The 15,928-nt window shown below is 68.6% G+C and carries 17 protein-coding genes and 1 pseudogene; 9 read left to right on the forward strand and 9 right to left on the reverse strand.

Annotated features, from left to right (window positions below; all coding sequences use genetic code 11):
- Positions 1-157: 157 nt before the first annotated feature.
- Complete coding sequence (locus OG379_RS00800; RefSeq protein ID WP_405658188.1) at positions 158-1,339, reverse strand: alpha/beta hydrolase family protein; 1,182 nt, start codon at positions 1,337-1,339, stop codon at positions 158-160.
- 296 nt (positions 1,340-1,635) lie between these two features.
- Between OG379_RS00800 and OG379_RS00805 the strand changes: the two genes are divergently transcribed.
- A complete protein-coding gene (locus OG379_RS00805) occupies positions 1,636-2,934 on the forward strand; it encodes a sensor histidine kinase (RefSeq protein WP_405658190.1) in 1,299 nt (432 codons plus the stop codon).
- Positions 2,931-3,617, forward strand: a complete 687-nt coding sequence (locus tag OG379_RS00810) for a response regulator (RefSeq protein WP_405658192.1) — start codon at positions 2,931-2,933, stop codon at positions 3,615-3,617. The genes OG379_RS00805 and OG379_RS00810 overlap by 4 nt, the downstream gene beginning before the upstream one ends.
- A 198-nt stretch (positions 3,618-3,815) precedes the next feature.
- On the opposite strand, the gene OG379_RS00815 is transcribed toward OG379_RS00810, so the two are convergent.
- Complete coding sequence (locus OG379_RS00815; protein ID WP_405658194.1) at positions 3,816-4,316, reverse strand: hypothetical protein; 501 nt, start codon at positions 4,314-4,316, stop codon at positions 3,816-3,818.
- An 885-nt stretch (positions 4,317-5,201) separates the two neighbouring features.
- Positions 5,202-6,032: an alpha/beta fold hydrolase gene (locus tag OG379_RS00820; RefSeq protein WP_405658196.1), complete on the reverse strand. Its 831-nt coding sequence runs from the start codon at positions 6,030-6,032 to the stop codon at positions 5,202-5,204.
- 69 nt (positions 6,033-6,101) lie between these two features.
- Between OG379_RS00820 and OG379_RS00825 the strand changes: the two genes are divergently transcribed.
- Both OG379_RS00825 and OG379_RS00830 read left to right on the forward strand, forming a co-directional pair.
- Complete coding sequence (locus tag OG379_RS00825; protein ID WP_405658199.1) at positions 6,102-6,557, forward strand: MarR family winged helix-turn-helix transcriptional regulator; 456 nt, start codon at positions 6,102-6,104, stop codon at positions 6,555-6,557.
- Positions 6,558-7,108: 551 nt separating this feature from the next.
- On the forward strand, positions 7,109-7,453 hold the full coding sequence (locus OG379_RS00830) for an alpha-amylase (RefSeq protein WP_405658201.1): 345 nt from the start codon (positions 7,109-7,111) through the stop codon (positions 7,451-7,453).
- Between the two features lie 172 nt (positions 7,454-7,625).
- Here OG379_RS00830 and OG379_RS00835 read toward each other — a convergent pair whose 3' ends face one another.
- The 3 genes and pseudogenes from OG379_RS00835 to OG379_RS00845 form a co-directional block, all read right to left on the reverse strand.
- Positions 7,626-8,396, reverse strand: a complete 771-nt coding sequence (locus OG379_RS00835; protein ID WP_030639138.1) for an IS5/IS1182 family transposase — start codon at positions 8,394-8,396, stop codon at positions 7,626-7,628.
- 98 nt (positions 8,397-8,494) lie between these two features.
- Entirely contained in the window at positions 8,495-8,902 is a 408-nt protein-coding gene (locus OG379_RS00840; RefSeq protein WP_405668354.1) for a signal peptidase II, read from the reverse strand.
- A 249-nt stretch (positions 8,903-9,151) separates the two neighbouring features.
- Positions 9,152-9,867, reverse strand: a pseudogene (locus OG379_RS00845) (alpha/beta hydrolase); the annotation flags it as partial.
- A gap of 319 nt (positions 9,868-10,186) precedes the next feature.
- Here OG379_RS00845 and OG379_RS00850 point away from each other — a divergent pair.
- Complete coding sequence (locus OG379_RS00850) at positions 10,187-10,507, forward strand: STAS domain-containing protein (RefSeq protein WP_405658203.1); 321 nt, start codon at positions 10,187-10,189, stop codon at positions 10,505-10,507.
- A 35-nt stretch (positions 10,508-10,542) separates the two neighbouring features.
- On the opposite strand, the gene OG379_RS00855 is transcribed toward OG379_RS00850, so the two are convergent.
- A complete protein-coding gene (locus tag OG379_RS00855) occupies positions 10,543-10,830 on the reverse strand; it encodes a DUF6233 domain-containing protein (protein WP_405658205.1) in 288 nt (95 codons plus the stop codon).
- A 63-nt stretch (positions 10,831-10,893) separates the two neighbouring features.
- Between OG379_RS00855 and OG379_RS00860 the strand changes: the two genes are divergently transcribed.
- Together OG379_RS00860 and OG379_RS00865 are read left to right on the forward strand one after the other, a co-directional pair.
- Positions 10,894-11,277 carry a VOC family protein gene (locus tag OG379_RS00860; RefSeq protein WP_405658207.1) on the forward strand — a complete coding sequence of 128 codons (384 nt, stop codon included), beginning with the start codon at positions 10,894-10,896 and terminating at the stop codon, positions 11,275-11,277.
- The gene (locus tag OG379_RS00865; RefSeq protein ID WP_405658210.1) at positions 11,274-12,149 is read left to right on the forward strand and encodes a sigma-70 family RNA polymerase sigma factor; all 876 of its coding nucleotides are present in this window, start codon (positions 11,274-11,276) and stop codon (positions 12,147-12,149) included. The genes OG379_RS00860 and OG379_RS00865 overlap by 4 nt, the downstream gene beginning before the upstream one ends.
- 486 nt (positions 12,150-12,635) lie before the next feature.
- Here OG379_RS00865 and OG379_RS00870 read toward each other — a convergent pair whose 3' ends face one another.
- Both OG379_RS00870 and OG379_RS00875 read right to left on the reverse strand, forming a co-directional pair.
- On the reverse strand, positions 12,636-12,785 hold the full coding sequence (locus OG379_RS00870) for a hypothetical protein (protein ID WP_405658212.1): 150 nt from the start codon (positions 12,783-12,785) through the stop codon (positions 12,636-12,638).
- Between the two features lie 2 nt (positions 12,786-12,787).
- Positions 12,788-12,928: a hypothetical protein gene (locus OG379_RS00875; protein WP_405658214.1), complete on the reverse strand. Its 141-nt coding sequence runs from the start codon at positions 12,926-12,928 to the stop codon at positions 12,788-12,790.
- 925 nt (positions 12,929-13,853) lie between these two features.
- On the opposite strand from OG379_RS00875, the gene OG379_RS00880 reads away from it, so the two are divergent.
- Positions 13,854-15,104 carry an ATP-grasp domain-containing protein gene (locus tag OG379_RS00880; RefSeq protein ID WP_405658216.1) on the forward strand — a complete coding sequence of 417 codons (1,251 nt, stop codon included), beginning with the start codon at positions 13,854-13,856 and terminating at the stop codon, positions 15,102-15,104.
- The gene (locus OG379_RS00885; protein ID WP_405658218.1) at positions 15,101-15,925 is read left to right on the forward strand and encodes a methyltransferase domain-containing protein; all 825 of its coding nucleotides are present in this window, start codon (positions 15,101-15,103) and stop codon (positions 15,923-15,925) included. Before OG379_RS00880 ends, OG379_RS00885 begins: the two co-directional genes overlap by 4 nt.
- Positions 15,926-15,928: the final 3 nt, after the last annotated feature.

The raw sequence follows: 15,928 nt of genomic DNA on the forward strand, positions 1-15,928 counted from the left end.
TGTCCGACCTGCCAGCGCAGCCAGTCCAGGAGGACCCGGTTCTTCTCCAGGTCGCTGATGGTGCCGGTATGCGGGGTGGCGTCGGGCATGGCTATGCCTCGGGGACCGCGGGGTCGTGGGCGTGCTTGCCATTGGCACATGAACCACGGGACAGAGCTCAGACGCAGGTGCTCGTCTCCGGGGTGCAGAAATGGACCTGCGGGTAGCGCGTGGACGGCTTGTCCAGGAGGGGCTGCGGTCGGTGGCGCAGGTGCAGGTCGAGGAAGGCGCGGGTGTATCCGCGGACGATCTCTGCGGCCCGGGCCGCCGGCAGGTCGGCGCCGATGTCGAGTCCCAGCTGCTCCGCCAGTAGTCCGACGTCGGTGAAGGTGGCGTGTTCGGCTCCTTCCACCACAAGCCACCGTTTCCACCCGGTCAGTCGTTGCCAGTCGCGTTCCCAGGTGGCGACTGCGCCGTCACCGGTGCCCGGGGTGTACTGGTTCTGTCTGCCGAGGAACAGGAACGGCCGGGACATGCCGCTGTCCGGGATCGGGATCTGGGTCGTACCGTCGATGTCGATGCCCGCGCGCACCCGGGGGTCAGCAAGCATGGAGGTGACGGCGCTCGCACCACCGACAGAGTGGCCCGCCATCGCGATCTGTGACGAATCGATGAGCCGGGCGCCGTTCCATCGCGCGTGCGCTCCGGTCAGTTCATCCAGCACGAAGGAGACGTCGGCGGCCCGGCTGCCCACCAGCCGGTTCCAGAACGCTTCGTCATGCGGAACCTCGCAAGAAGTGCAGGTAGCCACCCGCCCGTCCGGGAAGGTGGTGGCAACACTTTCGTAGGTGTGGTCGATCGCGACCACGATGTAGCCGTGGCTCGCGAGGTCCTCGGCGAGGGTGGTCAGCGTGGCGCGAGGCTTGGTGAAGCCCGGTGAGAGCACGACCAGCGGCAGACCTCGCACGCGCCCTGTCGGCCGGGCGTCGGTGAAGGCATTGGTTCGCACCGTGCTGAGCACGTCCGACGGCACACCGGTGATGCCCCCATCCTCGAGGAGCAGTTCCGACTCCGTCGGCGTCATGTACTGCACCCGACGCCCGTTCGGCGCGGCCGTCGGGTACCACAGGGAGACCATGAGTTCGCGTGCGTCGACCCCGGATGCCCATGGGTCGGGGCGTGAGTCGTCCGTGAGGTGCAGGGACGTGGTGCCGACCGCACGGGGCCCGGTCGGTCTGGGCAGATACGGTGCGCTGTCCCGATCGTCGGCCGCCGCGGCGGGAGGTCCGCCCAGGCCGACGGCGAGCGTGAGCAGTGCAGTAGCGACGGTGAGGCTACGGCGGAGGAGTGCAGTGTTCACGAGTCCGTCCGTTCTCCACTCGGAGCGGGCGGGCCGTCGTAGCGGCGGCTCACCTCACGCAGTTCGATCACTGGCATGGCCATGAAACGGCTCCTCGGGTAGGGCAGTTGGCTTCGTGAACGGTAGGAGCGGGTCCAGCTGTTACACGTCACCCGCTCGAACCTTTTGCGGTACCGCGCTGGGACGATCGCCGGAAACGTCATCCCTGCGATGTAGGCGGGTGATGTACCCGGTGCGAAGAAATGACCGCCGAGGTGGACTCTGCGGGACCACGTGGCAGCAACAATGAACCGGTGATGAACGTACGTACGGGGCTGGAGCGGCTTCAGGAGTCCGCGCGTCAGGCGGTGCGTGGCCTCTGGCTCTCCAGCGGGCCACCTTTGCGGCCCACCGGGCGTGCCTGGCAGTTCGATGTGCTGGTGGCTCTGACGATCGGTGTCGCCACGGTCTACTACGGCATCGACAACGCCGCCAACGTGGTGGTGCGGGAGATCGCGCCCGGTGTGGAACGCGTTATTCCGCGCCCGAACGGCCCCGGTGGCATGGCTTTCATGGTGACCCTCGCGTTCATCGCCTCGGGCGCCCTGGTACTGCGGCGCCGCTGTCCGCTGGCCGTGTTGTGCGTCGTGACGGCCGCGACACTGGCGACGCCGCAGAGCGTTCTGCGGCTGACCTTCTACGCGTTCGTCATCGCCGTCTACAGCGCCGCGGTGTACAGCCCCTACCGGGCGGCGACCCTGGCGGCGCTGCCGGTGTCGGTCGTTCTGGTCAGCGCCTCGGGGAACTCGGTGACCCCGATCGTCCCCAATGAATACATCGCCCTGCTGATCCTGGTCCCGATGGCCGTGGCCGCGGTCGGCCTGCGTACCTGGAAACTCCGCACCGACGAGGGGCGCACCCGGCTCTCCGCCCTGGAACGCGAACAAGTTGAGGCGCTGCGCTTGGCCGTCGCGCACGAGCGGGCCAGGATCGCCCGTGAGCTGCATGACGTCGTCACGCACAACGTCAGCGTGATGATCATCCAGGCCGGCGCCGCCCGCAAGATCATGAATGCCTCCCCCGAGCAGGCAGGCCAGGCACTCCTCGCCGTCGAGGCGGGCGGGCGAGCGGCCATGACCGAACTGCGCCACGTCATGGGATTGCTCACCATGGCGGACGAGAGCGAGGTGACAGGTATGGAGGGTCCGGGGCCGGTGATGGCCCCGCAACCCGGCCTGGACCAGCTGGAATCGCTGGTCGGGCGAGTACGGGACACCGGAATCCCGGTCGAACTGACTGTGACCGGCCCGCCCCGCCCCCTCCCGCCCGGTGTCGAACTCGCCGCGTACCGCGTAGTCCAGGAAGCCCTGACCAACACCGTGAAGCACGCCACCGGTGCCACCGCCGCCGTGACCGTTGACTACGGTCAGGATCAGCTTCGAGTAGAGGTCACCGATACCGGAGGACACCCGGGTGCGGGCGCGGCCGACGGAAACGGTCGGGGGCTGATCGGGCTGCGCGAGCGCCTCACCGTCTACGACGGAACCCTGGACTCTGGCCGGTCTCCGGCCGGCGGATACCGTGTGGAGGCCCTGATTCCCTTGGAGGCACCGTGACCGAGCAACTGCGTGTCCTCCTCGCCGACGACCAGACCCTCGTCCGCACCGGGTTTCGGATGATCCTCGGCGCCGACGGCATTGACGTCGTCGCCGAGGCGAAGAACGGGGCCGAAGCCGTCGAAGCGGCGCGCCGCACCCGTCCCGACGTGGTCCTGATGGACGTCCGCATGCCCGAGATGGACGGCCTGGAAGCCACCCGCCGCATCCTCACCGGCACCCCGGGCGAGCCCCGCATCATCATCCTGACCACCTTCGATCTCGACCGGTACGTCTACGCAGCACTGGCCGCCGGGGCCAGCGGCTTCCTCCTCAAGGACGTCACCCCCGAGCACCTGACGGCGGCCGTCCGCACCGTCCGCACCGGTGACGCCCTCCTGGCGCCGGCCATCACCCGCCGCCTCGTGCGGCGTTTCGCGGAGCGTGACAGCGGCGCCGCCGCCCTCCACCGCGACCTCGCCTCGCTCACCCGGCGTGAACTGGAGGTCCTCGGCCTGCTGGCCCGAGGGCTGAGCAACGCCGAACTCGCCGCCCGCCTCCACCTGGCCGAGACGACCGTCAAGACACACGTCGCCCGCATCCTCGCCAAGCTCGGACTCCGCGACCGGGTCCAGGCCGTCATCGCCGCGTACGAGACAGGGCTGGTCAGCGCAGGCGGACGTGAGGCCGCCGAGCAGACCTAGGCCGAAAACCGGAGCCTGACCTGGAGTTGTGCAGAGGCCGGCTCCCGGCAGCTGTCGGCCGTAGTGTCGGGCCCTGAGAACCCGGAGCGGCCGCAGCAAGGGCGCACCGGGGCCGATGGGCGCACAACCAGACCGCCAAACAGCGCAAACACCGGAGCGCCGGGAGGCCCGTGACTCGCGGCCAACCGCCTTGGCCCCCTACAGCTGGTCCCCCCTGCTGGGTGGTTCCGGAGGATGCATCCCGCCACCGTCCTTGATGTCCGCTTCGCAGGTGCGTCGGTCGTAGGACTGGTCATTGGGGATCAACAGCACTGCGTCAACCTGCTCAGGGTGCTCGACGGCGAGCCAGCGCCCGAAGGCCTGGGACGAGGAAACCGTCTGACACCCCAACGCCACACGCCCCTTGTCGACTGCACAGGCGTCCACCGCGGGGTCCGAATATTCATCGGCGCCGTCGAAGCGAAAGCGGACGTGGACCTGGTCACCTTCGGAGGGCACCTGCGGGTGGGGCTCAAGGCTCCAGTCAACGACCGCCGCAGTGACGCCGAGAGGCTGCCCACCCGTGTCCACGACCTGCACCCTGACACCGGCCTCACCGCGCTCCGCCATCGTGTCGGTGCAGACCCAGGAAGAACAGCCGGACAGGGCGAGAACCACCAGAACCAGCGGGGAAAAGGCGAATGCCCGTGCGGGGAACACTGAGATGACCTCCGGTCGGGGTGGGCGGGGAAGTCTAACCCCAGGGCCTGCAGCTGCAGGTGATGGTGGCGAGCGCCTGCGGCAGCGAAGCCGAAGCGCAGAGGAACCCCGTGAAGTGGGTGAATACCTGAAGCAACTGCGTGGGACCAAGAGCCTCGCGTGCACTGCCTGTCCGGCCGCCACGGCACACGGCCTGAGAGGCCGCCAGACGCGTCCCAGCGCCCCCAGCGGGCCCGCCGTGCCGCCGGGCGCCCTACAGGGCGACGCGGCGTCTCACACCAGCGCAGCCTCGTCTTCCCCGAGACCACGCCCGCCCACCGCCACCACACCCACCATCCATAGCCGGACAGCCAGGTAGAAGAGGGGAAGTCTGAGCACTCACCAGGGGAAAATCGGGGGGTGACCTGCCGTTATGCAGAGGTCCGCTCCCGGGAGGTGCCGGTCATAGTGTCGGCCATGCTCTCGGTCATATCGTCGGTCATGGTGTCGGGATTGGTGTCGAGCCCCATGCGGACTGCGCGTGCGGCCGACGGACCCTTCACAAGCCGACGCGCTGCGCAGCGGACCGTCCGGCGCTGCAGCGGCAGTGCTCAAGGACCAGAAGGAGCCGCAGCCCGGCAGACGCCGCGGATTTCGTGTGCCAGGGTGTCGGGGCCCGGAGCGGGAGGCTCGTCTCTGGCACCGGCGACGGCACTTCCGCTTCGGGCATCTGGGCCCGGTAACGCCCAGGTGCGGGCCCGTTGCGGGCCGACTCCCAGCAGAGTGGGTCAGCCGGTCGCGTTCGAGCAGTCGACCCAGGCGACGAGGTCGGTGCTGAAGCCGGGATCGTTCACGTGGACGACGCCGAACCTGATGTGCTGTCGGCAATCCTCACGAAGGGCCGTATCAGCTCAGGAATGCTGTGAGGTGCTCGTTCAGCAGTTGCGGTGCGGTGAGAGGCAAGGAGTGGTGGGTGGCTCCGGGCAGTACCACCACCGTGCCCTGCGGGAGCTTTCGGGAGGCTCGGTCGGCGACCTTCCCGGAGCGGTGGGCGCGGCTGTGTTCCGCGAGCAGGACGAGGACAGGCATGCGGAGGTCGGCCACCCGGGGGCGGCGGCCTGCGATCAGCTTGCGGCCGGGGACGGTTGCGGCGAGGGCATACAGGCGCTGCCAATTCTCGTCCGGACGGGTTCCCTGCGTCTCCCAGGCCAGGAAGGCGGCGGCGCGGGTTTGGCTGGAGTGGATGAGATGGGGTAGTGCGCGTAGCAGGTAGGTGGGCCGGAAGCCGGCGAAGACCTGGGTGGGGTCGAGGAGGGCCAGGCGGTTCACCCGCTGGGGTGCGTGGAGTGCGTATCTGGCGGCCAGCCAGGCGCCGTAGGAGTGACCACACACGTGCGTACGGGCGAGGCCGAGCCCATCCAGCAGGGTGTCCAGCCAGGCGGTCAGGTCCTCGGCTGTTTTCAGGGGTATGCCGCCGCTTCGGTCGGTACGGCCGGCATCGCCCAGGAGATCCACCGCATGGATCCGGTGGCGGCGCCCCAGGGCCGGTGCGTTGGCGAACCAGACCAGACCGGTGGCGGAGCCGCCGTGCAGCAGCAGCAGCGGGGTGCCGTCGGCCGGACCGTACACATGGACCCGGGTCCGCCCGTAGGGGGTGCTGATGTCGCAGTCCTCGGTGGAGTGCGGCCAGTGGGCTCGGAGTTCGTCGTAGGCGAGGTCGAAAGCGGTCTGGGACACTGGGCTTTCCTCTCGTTCAGCGATAATCTCGTTCAGCGAGATATTACGCATGGGTTCCAGGGAGCGTGCATGAACGACCAAAGCCCCGAGATGAAGCTGGTCCACGTGTTGCGTGCGGTGACCGTGGAGTTCGATCTGCTGGGCGCCGAGTTCGCGGCGCGTCACGGGCTGCACCCCACCGATGTAAGAGCATTGATCCACCTGCTGGACGCGGCGCGGGACAACGTCCCCGCCACGCCGGGATGGCTCGGTCGTCAGATGCACCTGAACTCCGCAGGCACCACCGCCTTGGTCGACCGGCTGGAGCGGCTCGAGCTGGTCCAGCGCACCAAGGACACCGTCGATCGGCGACGCGTGCTGCTGGAGGTGGAGGAGAAGGCCACGGAACTCGGGTGGTCCTTCTTCGGGCCGGTGCTCGCCGACGTGGTGGCGGTCGCGGAAAGCTTCGACACGGATGAGCGGGAGACGGTGCGCAGCTTCCTGACCGCCGTACTGCAGTCCAGCCGGCAGGCACGATCGTCCTGATCAGTGCCTCCGTGCGGCCGACATCGCCGCCGCCATCTACCTCGCCGGACGCTACATCGCCGCCATCTTCATCTGGTCGGCGAGATAACCCGAAAGAAACTGCCTGACCTGAGCGGCAGCATCCGCAGGTGCTGGGCCGTCACGTGGTCTGCGTCATCGCCGCTGCCCTACTCTCCGCCGGCACTCCCCCGCCCGTCACCGCCTCCTCAGCCCCGGTCTGCACTCGTGCGACTGGGTACCGGGCTGGTCCGATCCCCCTCGGCCTTCCCTGGGCTGTTCGACACGCTCGCCACCGCGCTCCCGACCAGAGGGAAACGCCGAGAAGCGGACCGCACCCTGCGCGAACCGGCCTCCAGGCCCTGTCGACGAGTGTCCGCACTGGCTGCCTCACAGAGCAAGACCAACACCACAGCCGTCTGCGCGTGGGGGCTGCAAAGCCTTTCAAGCCCAACAACTACCTTTGAGCTGCTGGAAGTTACAACAAAACAATATTGACTGAAAAGCTTTGCAGAAACTTGCATCGATGCCCATGTGGGCTGAGGATGCGGGACATGGCAAACCACATGGCACGTATATCGCGTCCCCTCGTTCTGGCCACCTTGACCGCGGCGGGTCTCATGATGCCCCTGGCCACCGCCCCGGCCGCTGGGGCGACCACCAGCTCGCCGGCTCCGGAGTGCGTGGAGTACTTCCAGAGCTGGCGCTACACCGACGTCCACAACGACTGCGGCAACCCCGTCTCCGTCACGGTCGAGTACTCGAATGGCCAGTGGGCCCCGTGCCGCGTGATCGAACCCGGCGGCTGGGCGACCTTCTCCGGCTACGGGACGGGAGGCAACTACGTCACGGTGCTGCGGACGTGCGATCCCGCCACCGTTACCGCCTACGGCGTCTGAGCCTCAGAGATTACGGGCCGACGAGAGCCTGAGAGGGCGGTTCGTGACTTTATATCTGTTTCCAGGTGAGGTGGAGACAGGACGACTGGTCGATGGCCTTTTCGGTTACTTCTTCCTCAGCGTTGTCCCGTAAATGATCTACGGCGTGCTCGCTGACCTGCTTGTTTCTTCGTCACCCCGCGAGGGTGAGGTTGTGCAGGCGGGCGATGCCGAGCATCGCGTGGTGGACGCCGTCACCTTTGAGGCGGCAATCGCGGAGGATCTTCCAGGTCTTCATCCGGGCGAAGGCGTGCTCGACGCGGGCGCGGACCTTGCGGTGCGAGGCGTTGTGCTCCTCTTTCCATGGCTCCAGTTCACTCTGGCCGGGTTCGCGGCGGTGCGGAATGACCAGGCCGGTGCCCCGGTAGCCGCCGTCCGCGATGACCGTGGTCCTGCCGACGGCGGCCTTCGCACCGGACAGCTCCCACGCCTTGCAGTCGTTGCGGTTGCCGGGCAACGGGCGGCCGACCGCGACGACCAGCCGGGTGTCCGCGTCGATGACGACCTGGTGGTTGGTGGAGTATCGGTAGTTCTTGGACTGCTCGGCGATGCTGTGGTCGCGGGTGGGGACCAGGGTGCCGTCCACGATCAGCACGGTGTCCTTGCGGAACCGCTTGCGTTGCTGGAGCGCGAGCGACGGCCCGAGATGGTCGATGATGCGATCGGCCGCGGACTTCGACACCCCAAAGAGCGGCGCCAGCTGCCGCAGGGTCAGGTTCGTCCGCCAGTAGGCGGCGACCAACAGGACGCGGTCCTCCAGCAGCAGGCTCCACGGCCGGCCCTTACGCACCGGATCCGCACCTTCCCGCCGGAGCGCAGTGATCAGCTTGCCGAACTGACGCGGGCTCAACCCGCTGAACGGGCCTATCCAGGAGGGCTGCGACGCCGTGATCACACCAGACACAGCAAGATCATCTCACCCCTGACCAGCAGTTACGGGACAGGTCTTCGCAAAGCTGCCGGTGTCGATCTCGGCGAAAATTCCGAGCTTGGCCAGGCGTTTCAGCTTGGCGCGGGTACCTTCGACGTTGGGGTGTGTGCCCTTCTTGCTGGCACGATGGCGGGTTTGGTCGAAATCGCGGCCGTAACTCCTGCTTCGCCGCGGGCCCCGCCTGGCACCCAAATCGCACATCGGTGCCGCCGAGTAGGGTGCCCAGCGCAAGCGCCCACCCGCGAGAGGCCTTCCGGGGGTGCGGCATAGAGGACGCTGACCACTGCGCCCGCCGTCGCCAGGGCGAACACCCATGTCGCGCCGGAGCCGATGGAGAACGCGGCGCCGGCGTTGCACAACAGCCGGAAATGGATCAGAGTCGGGATCGCGGTGACGCTCTCACCGGTGGACAGCGCGGAGACCGCCCAGAACTTGGCGAGTTGGTCCGCGAGCAGGACCACTGCCGCCAGTGTGAGCATCACGCTGGCGAGCCGTGCGCCGCGCCGTACCCGCAGTTTCACCCGGCCCTACGACGTGTGGGCGTGTGACGGCGGCGGCATGCAGCCCCAAGACCAGAAACACCGTGTAGACATCGAGAAGCAGCATGACCAGGTGGGCGACCGGATACGCGGCGAGCATGAAGGACACCCCGACCGTCTCGACCACGAACACGAAGACCAGCCCATACGTTGTCGGCGCCTGAGCATGCGCGTACGCGACAGCTATGTCCGCTTCCCTCCCTTGAGGGTCGGCCAGTCCCGGGGCGTGGGCCGTGCTCCAGCGGGCACCGGGCACCGGGCACCGGGCACCGGGCACCGGGCACCGGGCCACCGTGCACGAACACCACGGCCGGATGCGGCCCCGGGCCGTCCGGCAGGTACAGGTCGGTGTTCCCGGTCCGCTCGCGCGGCCGTTCGGGTACGTCGAGGAGGAACGGCCGCAGATGGGCGGGCGGTCGGGCATCGTCGCCGGAGGCGGCATCGATCAGGACCTCGGCCAGCGCGACGGGGCAGGAGAGCATGGGCCAGTCTCCCGTCGGCAGTTCGAAGAAGGGCATCCGGGCGTCGGCCAGGGCCCGCAGGGCGGGATCACCCACGTCCACCATCATCTGGAGCATCTCGATGCCTGGCCCGTTGCCGGTGCACAGCACCCTGGTCACCGGCATCGCGGTCACGGCGCCGGTGAGCCGCAGCGGCTGGAGCAGCGTCCCCAACGGCTGCGGCGCCGCGAGGGCCGTGAGCCCGTCGAGCGCCGCATCGGAGAGGCCTGCGGTGCTTCCCCAGCGTGACCACTCGTTCTGGGCCGGGGGCAGCAGCTCACCGGCCACGGCTGGCTGCCCTTTTCGGGTCGCGCGCTCCGACAGCTCCTGGGTGGAGTGGCGGGGCGGGCGGGCGCATACGTACGTGACCGTGGCAGGCCGAGTGCGGCGCGGCCGGTGGGTGTCGCTTCATCTCAGCAGTCCGGTGTCCGGCCCGGGATGCCACGCGAGGAGTAAGCCTCGGGCCCGGCGGAGCCCGCTTCTCACCCGGGAGGGCGACCGCACCGGGGAGCGTGACCGTGCCCCGAGCCCTTGTCTGGCGGAACGGCCGAGAGGGTGAGGCTGCTGGCGTTCCGAGTGTCGCGGGGCACCGGCCCGGCGGCTATGCGGGACAACACGACCACGGTCGGCCAGCGGGGAAGCCGCGCAAGGATACGCCCCACTGGCCTGCCCCAGACTCCGGGGCCCTTGGAATCCCGCCCACACCTGCGGCAACAATTGCCGCATGACAGCTGATGAACCCGCCCCCTCCCGGCCCGCGCCGCTGCCTGTCGTCTCCCCCACCGGCGAGCTCGACATGGACTCCATCACCCCCCTGGCAGCGGAGATCGAGATTGCTATCGCCCACCACGACAGCATCGTCCTGGACGCCAGCGGCATCACCTTCGGCGACTCCATGTTCCTCAGGCTGGTCCTGAGCACCCACCACAAGGCCGACCTGCGCATCGCCGCACCCTCCCCCGCCATCACCAGGCTGTTCCGCGTCATCGGCGCCGACACCGTCCTGCGGATCTACCCCACCCTCAAGGACGCGCTCGCAGCGTAGCTCTCGCCCGGGGCCCCGCAGGTTCTTGCGGGGCCCTACCCGCGCGTCAGCCCGGTGTCCGGCCGGCAGACCTGGCACGGCTCGATGTCCGGCTCGTCCAAGGCCACCATCGCGTCTTCCCGGGACATGAGCCCCACCTGGTCCGGTACGGGGCGCAGCCGCCACGGTGCAGCAGTGCCACTGCGGAGGAGCGTTGCGGCTGGATCTTCCACGACATCTCCGCCCGCGCCCGCGCCCGCTCCCGCCGCTCCTATGCTTCCTGGTCTCCAGTCCCGGACGCGGCGCTCGGCCGGACCGGTCCTGTTACCTTCTCCGGTCGGCATTCGTCATAGGTGTGACGGCCAGTTACGAATGGTCGTCGCATCGACTAGTGAATCGAGGACCGGATGCTGACCAACATCATGTACGTGACGATCTACGTCACCGATCAGGACCGCGCGCTGGAGTTCTACGCCGAGGGGCTCGGCCTGGAAAAGCGGCTCGACTTCCCGGGGCCCGACGGACGCTTCCTCACCGTCGGCGTGCCCGGCAGCCCGGTGCAGATCATCCTGTGGTCGCATGCGCCGGCCGCGGGACAGCCGGGCAGCGCTGGCGCACCCGGCCCGCTGATCCTCGAATCCGAGGACTTGCGAAAGGATTTCGAGATCATGCGCAGGCGCGGCGTCGTCTTCGAAGAGTCCGAACCCGTGGACTACCCGTTCGGGGTGCGCGTCGAGGCGGTGGACCCGGACGGCAACCGGGTTTCGCTCCGTCAGCAGGGGAAGCGGTGACCGCCCATCCGTCCGGCCTCGTGGCCGAGGCGTTCGAAGCCCAGCGCGACCGGCTGCGCGCTGTCGCGTACCGCGTGCTGGGCTCGCACGCCGATGCCGAGGACGTGGTCCAGGAAGCCTGGATGCGCCTGGTCCGCCAGGACGAGGCGGCCATCGGCAATCTGGCAGGCTGGCTGACCACCGTGGTCGGCCGGATCAGCTTGGACCTTCTGAGATCCCGCCGGGCCCACCCCGAAGCCCCCTTGGAGCAAGAGTTCGCGAACCTCGTGGTGACACCCGACGACGCCCCCGCGCCGGAGGAGCAGGTGGCACTGGCCGATTCAGTCGGCCTCGCCCTGCTCATAGTGCTCGACTCGCTCACCCCGAGCGAACGCCTCGCGTTCGTTCTGCACGACATGTTCGCGGTCCCGTTCCAAGAAATCGGTCAGATCCTGGGCAAATCCACCGCCGCCACCAAAATGGTCGCCAGCCGTGCCCGCCGCAAGGTCCAAGCAACAGACCGGCCGGCCGGCACCAGTCGCGAGCACCGAGAGGTCGTCCAGGCATTCGGCGCCGCCGCCCTCAGCGGCGACTTCGAAGTGCTCCTGCGTGTCCTCGACCCGGATGTGAAGCTGACCGTCGACACGCCCGATGGCGTGGTCGTCACCCTCGGCGCCACCAAGGTCGCCTCCGGCGCCCGCATGTTCTCCGGCAAGGTCACTCGCCAACGCCCCGTGCTGGTCAACGGCACCCCCGGCCACATGTCCTGGAGCCCCGACGGAACGCCTCTCTCCATCATCGCCTTCACCGTCACCGAAGGCCAGATCACCGGCATCCACATCGTCGTCGACCCGGCCAAACTCGCCTCCATCCATCTGCCCACCCCGGACTGAGCCGGTGTCGTCAAGGGCTGCCCGTATGCGCAAGTCATCCCGAGCCAACCGAGCAGGCAGATCGGATTCGGGTCGCTCCTTGGGGAAGCCGGCTCGCCTCCTGCCACTTTGCGTTCCGCGCCCGGCATGCTGCGACCTGCCAGCATCCGCACTCTGGAGAGACGAGCGCACCGATAGTCATCCACCGCCTCTCCCCCACCGGCGGCCGACGGGTCACCATCCGCGGGCAGATCGCCGGACTCGCCCACGACGATCACGACGTCGTGGAGTTCCTGCGCCGGGCCGGGCTCCCGGACGCGAAGTAGCTGCTGGGCCGGCCGGAGCGGGTGCAGTGGCAGGGCGGCCGGGCGCATACGCAGTCCGGTGTCCGGCCGGCAGACCTCGCACGGCTCGGTGTCCGGTTCCGCCAGTGCGACCATCGCGTCTTCCCGCCACCGACGAGGAGCGCTGCGGCTGGACCTTCCACGACATCTCTGCCCGCGCCCGCTACCGCCGCTCCCGCTCCTCAACTTCCTGGATCTCCAATTCACGGATGCGGCGCTCAGTCTGTCCGACCTGCCAGCGCAGCCAGGCCAGGAGGACCCGGTTCTTCTCCAGGTCGCTGATGGCGCTCGAGTGCAGGGTGGCGTCAGGCATGGCTACGCCTCGGGGCCGGCTGCGTCGTGGGCGTGCTTGAGGGCGGTGCGGGTGCGGGCTTCCACGAACACGTGCATCACGTCAGAGATCGCACGCTTGATCAGGGCCTTGAGCGCGACGTCCATGTCGCCACCAGTGCGCACGAGCTCCGCGTGGACGGCGCGACTGATGAGCCCTGCGGTCTCCTCCTAGGCACGAGCGGCACTGCGGGCACGGTGCACCGGGCGCGCCGCCATCGGCACCGGAGCCAGCGCAACGGGGACCGGAGCGGGAGCGGGAGCAGCCGGCTGGGCGGGTGCCGGCGAGGCCGCAGTGGCCGGGCTGGCGGGCTGGCGGGCTGGCGGGCTGGCACAAGGCCAGGGCACCATCGCCCACCGGCCCCGGGTACGACATGTGCGATGGTGCCCCCTGCCAGGACGGACACCGGCGGCCGGGGCCCGAGCGCCGGATACCAATCGTCATCTCAACGGCCGCGGCGCTCCCTGTCGAAGGCGAGTGGGTCCACCGCGTCGGCACTGTGGCCGACCGGGAGGGCAGGGGCCAGAACTCGGCCCCTGGGCCCCGCTGCTGCGGTCCTGCGGGGCGATTTCGTACTCCACCACCGTGTCCGGGCGGTCGCCGGCCGTCTCCTCCAGCGCGGCCCATTCCTTCGCGTCGACGGTGAGCTTCCGCGCCAGGCATGTGCGTAGCACCGGGCTACCTGCTCGCGGCACCGGCCCGTTGCGCCTGGGCCTGGATCGGGAGTCAAGGGGGCCTTTCCGGTTCCTTTCATGGCTTGTTGGGAGCTTTTCCGGATCTTCTGCTTCTCTGGCGCCTAGCCTGTGGCCAGCTGTTGTCACGCGGTCGCGGAGCGTCATAGCCCGGGGGGTGCGCTGTAGTAGGAGTGAGTGGCCCTGGGGGAGGTCTCGGGTGTGGTTGGCGCCTGGTGCATTTCCTGCCTTCGGCCAGGTTGCTGAGGCCGTGTAGCCGCGCTGTCGGCCAACTTGCCACGGCGTATCCGTACACCCTGTCTGGGCAGGTGTGCGGGTGGACGGAACTTCCATTGCCCTTGTGAGCAAGAGGACCCTCATGATCGCTTTGGTCGACCCTCTTTCCAGTGGCGTGTTCCTCTCCTCCGCTCTCAGGGAACGGGGCCAAAACCGACTCCACCTGTATGAGGAGCGCTTCTCAGGTGCGGCCAGGAGTGACGCGAACGCGCCTGTACTGATTGTCAGCGGAGATACGGCGGAGACGGCGGCCGTGCTGCGACACCGGGGGGTTCGGCACGTGGTTCCCGGCAGCGAGTTCGGGGTCGCGTTGGCCCATGAGCTTGCTGCGGCTCTGGGCCTGGCGCGTAATGAGGACGAGACGGCAGCCGCCCGACGGGACAAGGCGCTGATGGGGGAAGTCCTGCGGAGGGCCGGTGTGCCCCGCGCGGGGCAGGCCGCGGTTGCAACGGTGGAGGACCTGACCAGGGCGGTGCGGCGTCTTGGGCTTCCGGTGGTCGTGAAGCCCGGCCAGAGCTCCGGCAGTGACGGCTGCAGGGTGTGCTGGTCGGAAGCGGCGGCGGTAAATCACTTCCTGGACATTCACCGGCAGATGAACCTCGTGGGCCTGGCGAACGACGAGATCTTCGTCCAGGAGTACCTCCGCGGTGAGCAGTACGTGGTGACGACGGTGAGTCTGGACGGCCGGCATGTGGTGTGCGAGGTGGCACGAACTGTCATCGAGGAGCTCGACGGCCTTCCGGTGCGCCGGTACAACATCAGCTGCCAGAGCCTTGGGGCAGCCGAGCAAGAAGTGGTGTCCTACACCCTGGACTGCCTGAACGCTCTGGGGGTGCGTCACGGTGCGGCCAACGCGGATGTGCGCCTCACCGGTGAGGGTCCGCGCCTCATCGAGGTCAATGCGCGCATCCTGGGGCCGGTGCTCCACCCCGATCCGTACTTCGCCGCGTTCGGCGACAGCCAGCAGCATGTGCTGGCGGAGAGCCTCGACGACCCTGCGGCGTTCACGGCCCGCGTTCGTCAGTCCTATGCCCCGCCGCAGGTGATGGGCAAGGCATTCGTGCGCTGCTGGGAGTCCGGTGTCCTCACGGCGGTGCCCGGCCTTTCGTCCGTGCGCCGGCTCCCGGGTTTCCACAGCGTGCGGGGACTGCCGCACGTCGGACAACCGGTCCGCAAGAACACCCTGACCAAAGGAAGGACAGGGATCGTCTACTTCGTCCACCCCCAGGAGTCCGTGGTGCGGGAGTCTCTGAAGGCACTCAGCAGGCTTGAGGACCAAGGGGCCCTCTTCCGTATCGCTGCTGCGCCGGCCACTGGAAGCGGCCACCCATGAGCGACGTGTTCTCCTCGCTGGCCACGTGCGGCCCTGAGACCGCGCAGCAGATCGCGTCGGTGCTGCACTCCCGCAGGCAGGACCCGGAGCAGCACCGGATGCTGCAGCGTTTCCTCACGGCCCTCAATGTCACCGGCGGACCGCTGCTCGAGATCGGCTGTGGTTCCGGTGGGCTCCTCACCGACCTCTGCGACCGGGCGCGCGCCGCCACAGTCGTCGGCATCGACCACAGCCTCGACCTGTTGAAGACGGCCGCCCGGGCCCAGCCGGCACCGGGGAACCTCAGACTCCTGGCAGCCGACGCACACCGACTGCCGTTCGCTGCCGAGACGTTCCAGACGGTCCTCATGTACACGTTGCTCAGCCACATCCCGGACATCCCCTCGGTGCTCCGCGAGGCTCACCGGGTGGGCCGCCAGGGAGGTCAGCTGGCCATACTGGACGGCGACTACGCATCGGCGGACTTCTCGCTGGGCGAGAACGATCCGCTTAGCGCCTGCGTAGCAGCCTGGCGTGCGCACTACGTCCTCAACACGCACGTACTGCGGTCCCTGCCGCGGCTACTGGAGGCGGCAGGATTCCAGCTCACGCAGTCTGGTGCCCACATCTACACGGCCGCTCACTCGGCCTACGCTTACACCATCATCGACCGCGGCGTGGACACGATGCTCGACAGCGGGACGATCGGCAAGGACCTCGCCCGCTCGCTGAAGGAGGAGGCGCGGCGCAGGGCACACGACGAGGACTTCGTCGGGAGCATCACCTACCGCTTCGCGCTGGCCCGTAAGCGCCCAACTGCCCGTAACGCGCCCGGGGCGTAGGGC

This window comes from Streptomyces sp. NBC_01166, assembly GCF_045039765.1.
Classification (GTDB): domain Bacteria; phylum Actinomycetota; class Actinomycetes; order Streptomycetales; family Streptomycetaceae; genus Streptomyces.

Bases quoted from the DNA above. Each gene is read 5' to 3' on its own strand.
- OG379_RS00860 (WP_405658207.1), top strand. From the start codon at position 10,894: ATGCTGACCAACATCATGTACGTGACGATCTACGTCACCGATCAGGAC.
- OG379_RS00850 (WP_405658203.1), top strand. From the start codon at position 10,187: ATGACAGCTGATGAACCCGCCCCCTCCCGGCCCGCGCCGCTGCCTGTC.
- OG379_RS00840 (WP_405668354.1), bottom strand. From the start codon at position 8,902: ATGCTCACACTGGCGGCAGTGGTCCTGCTCGCGGACCAACTCGCCAAG.
- OG379_RS00855 (WP_405658205.1), bottom strand. From the start codon at position 10,830: ATGCCGACCGGAGAAGGTAACAGGACCGGTCCGGCCGAGCGCCGCGTC.
- OG379_RS00830 (WP_405658201.1), top strand. From the start codon at position 7,109: ATGGCAAACCACATGGCACGTATATCGCGTCCCCTCGTTCTGGCCACC.
- OG379_RS00885 (WP_405658218.1), top strand. From the start codon at position 15,101: ATGAGCGACGTGTTCTCCTCGCTGGCCACGTGCGGCCCTGAGACCGCG.
- OG379_RS00825 (WP_405658199.1), top strand. From the start codon at position 6,102: ATGAACGACCAAAGCCCCGAGATGAAGCTGGTCCACGTGTTGCGTGCG.
- OG379_RS00880 (WP_405658216.1), top strand. From the start codon at position 13,854: ATGATCGCTTTGGTCGACCCTCTTTCCAGTGGCGTGTTCCTCTCCTCC.
- OG379_RS00870 (WP_405658212.1), bottom strand. From the start codon at position 12,785: ATGCCTGACGCCACCCTGCACTCGAGCGCCATCAGCGACCTGGAGAAG.
- OG379_RS00805 (WP_405658190.1), top strand. From the start codon at position 1,636: ATGAACGTACGTACGGGGCTGGAGCGGCTTCAGGAGTCCGCGCGTCAG.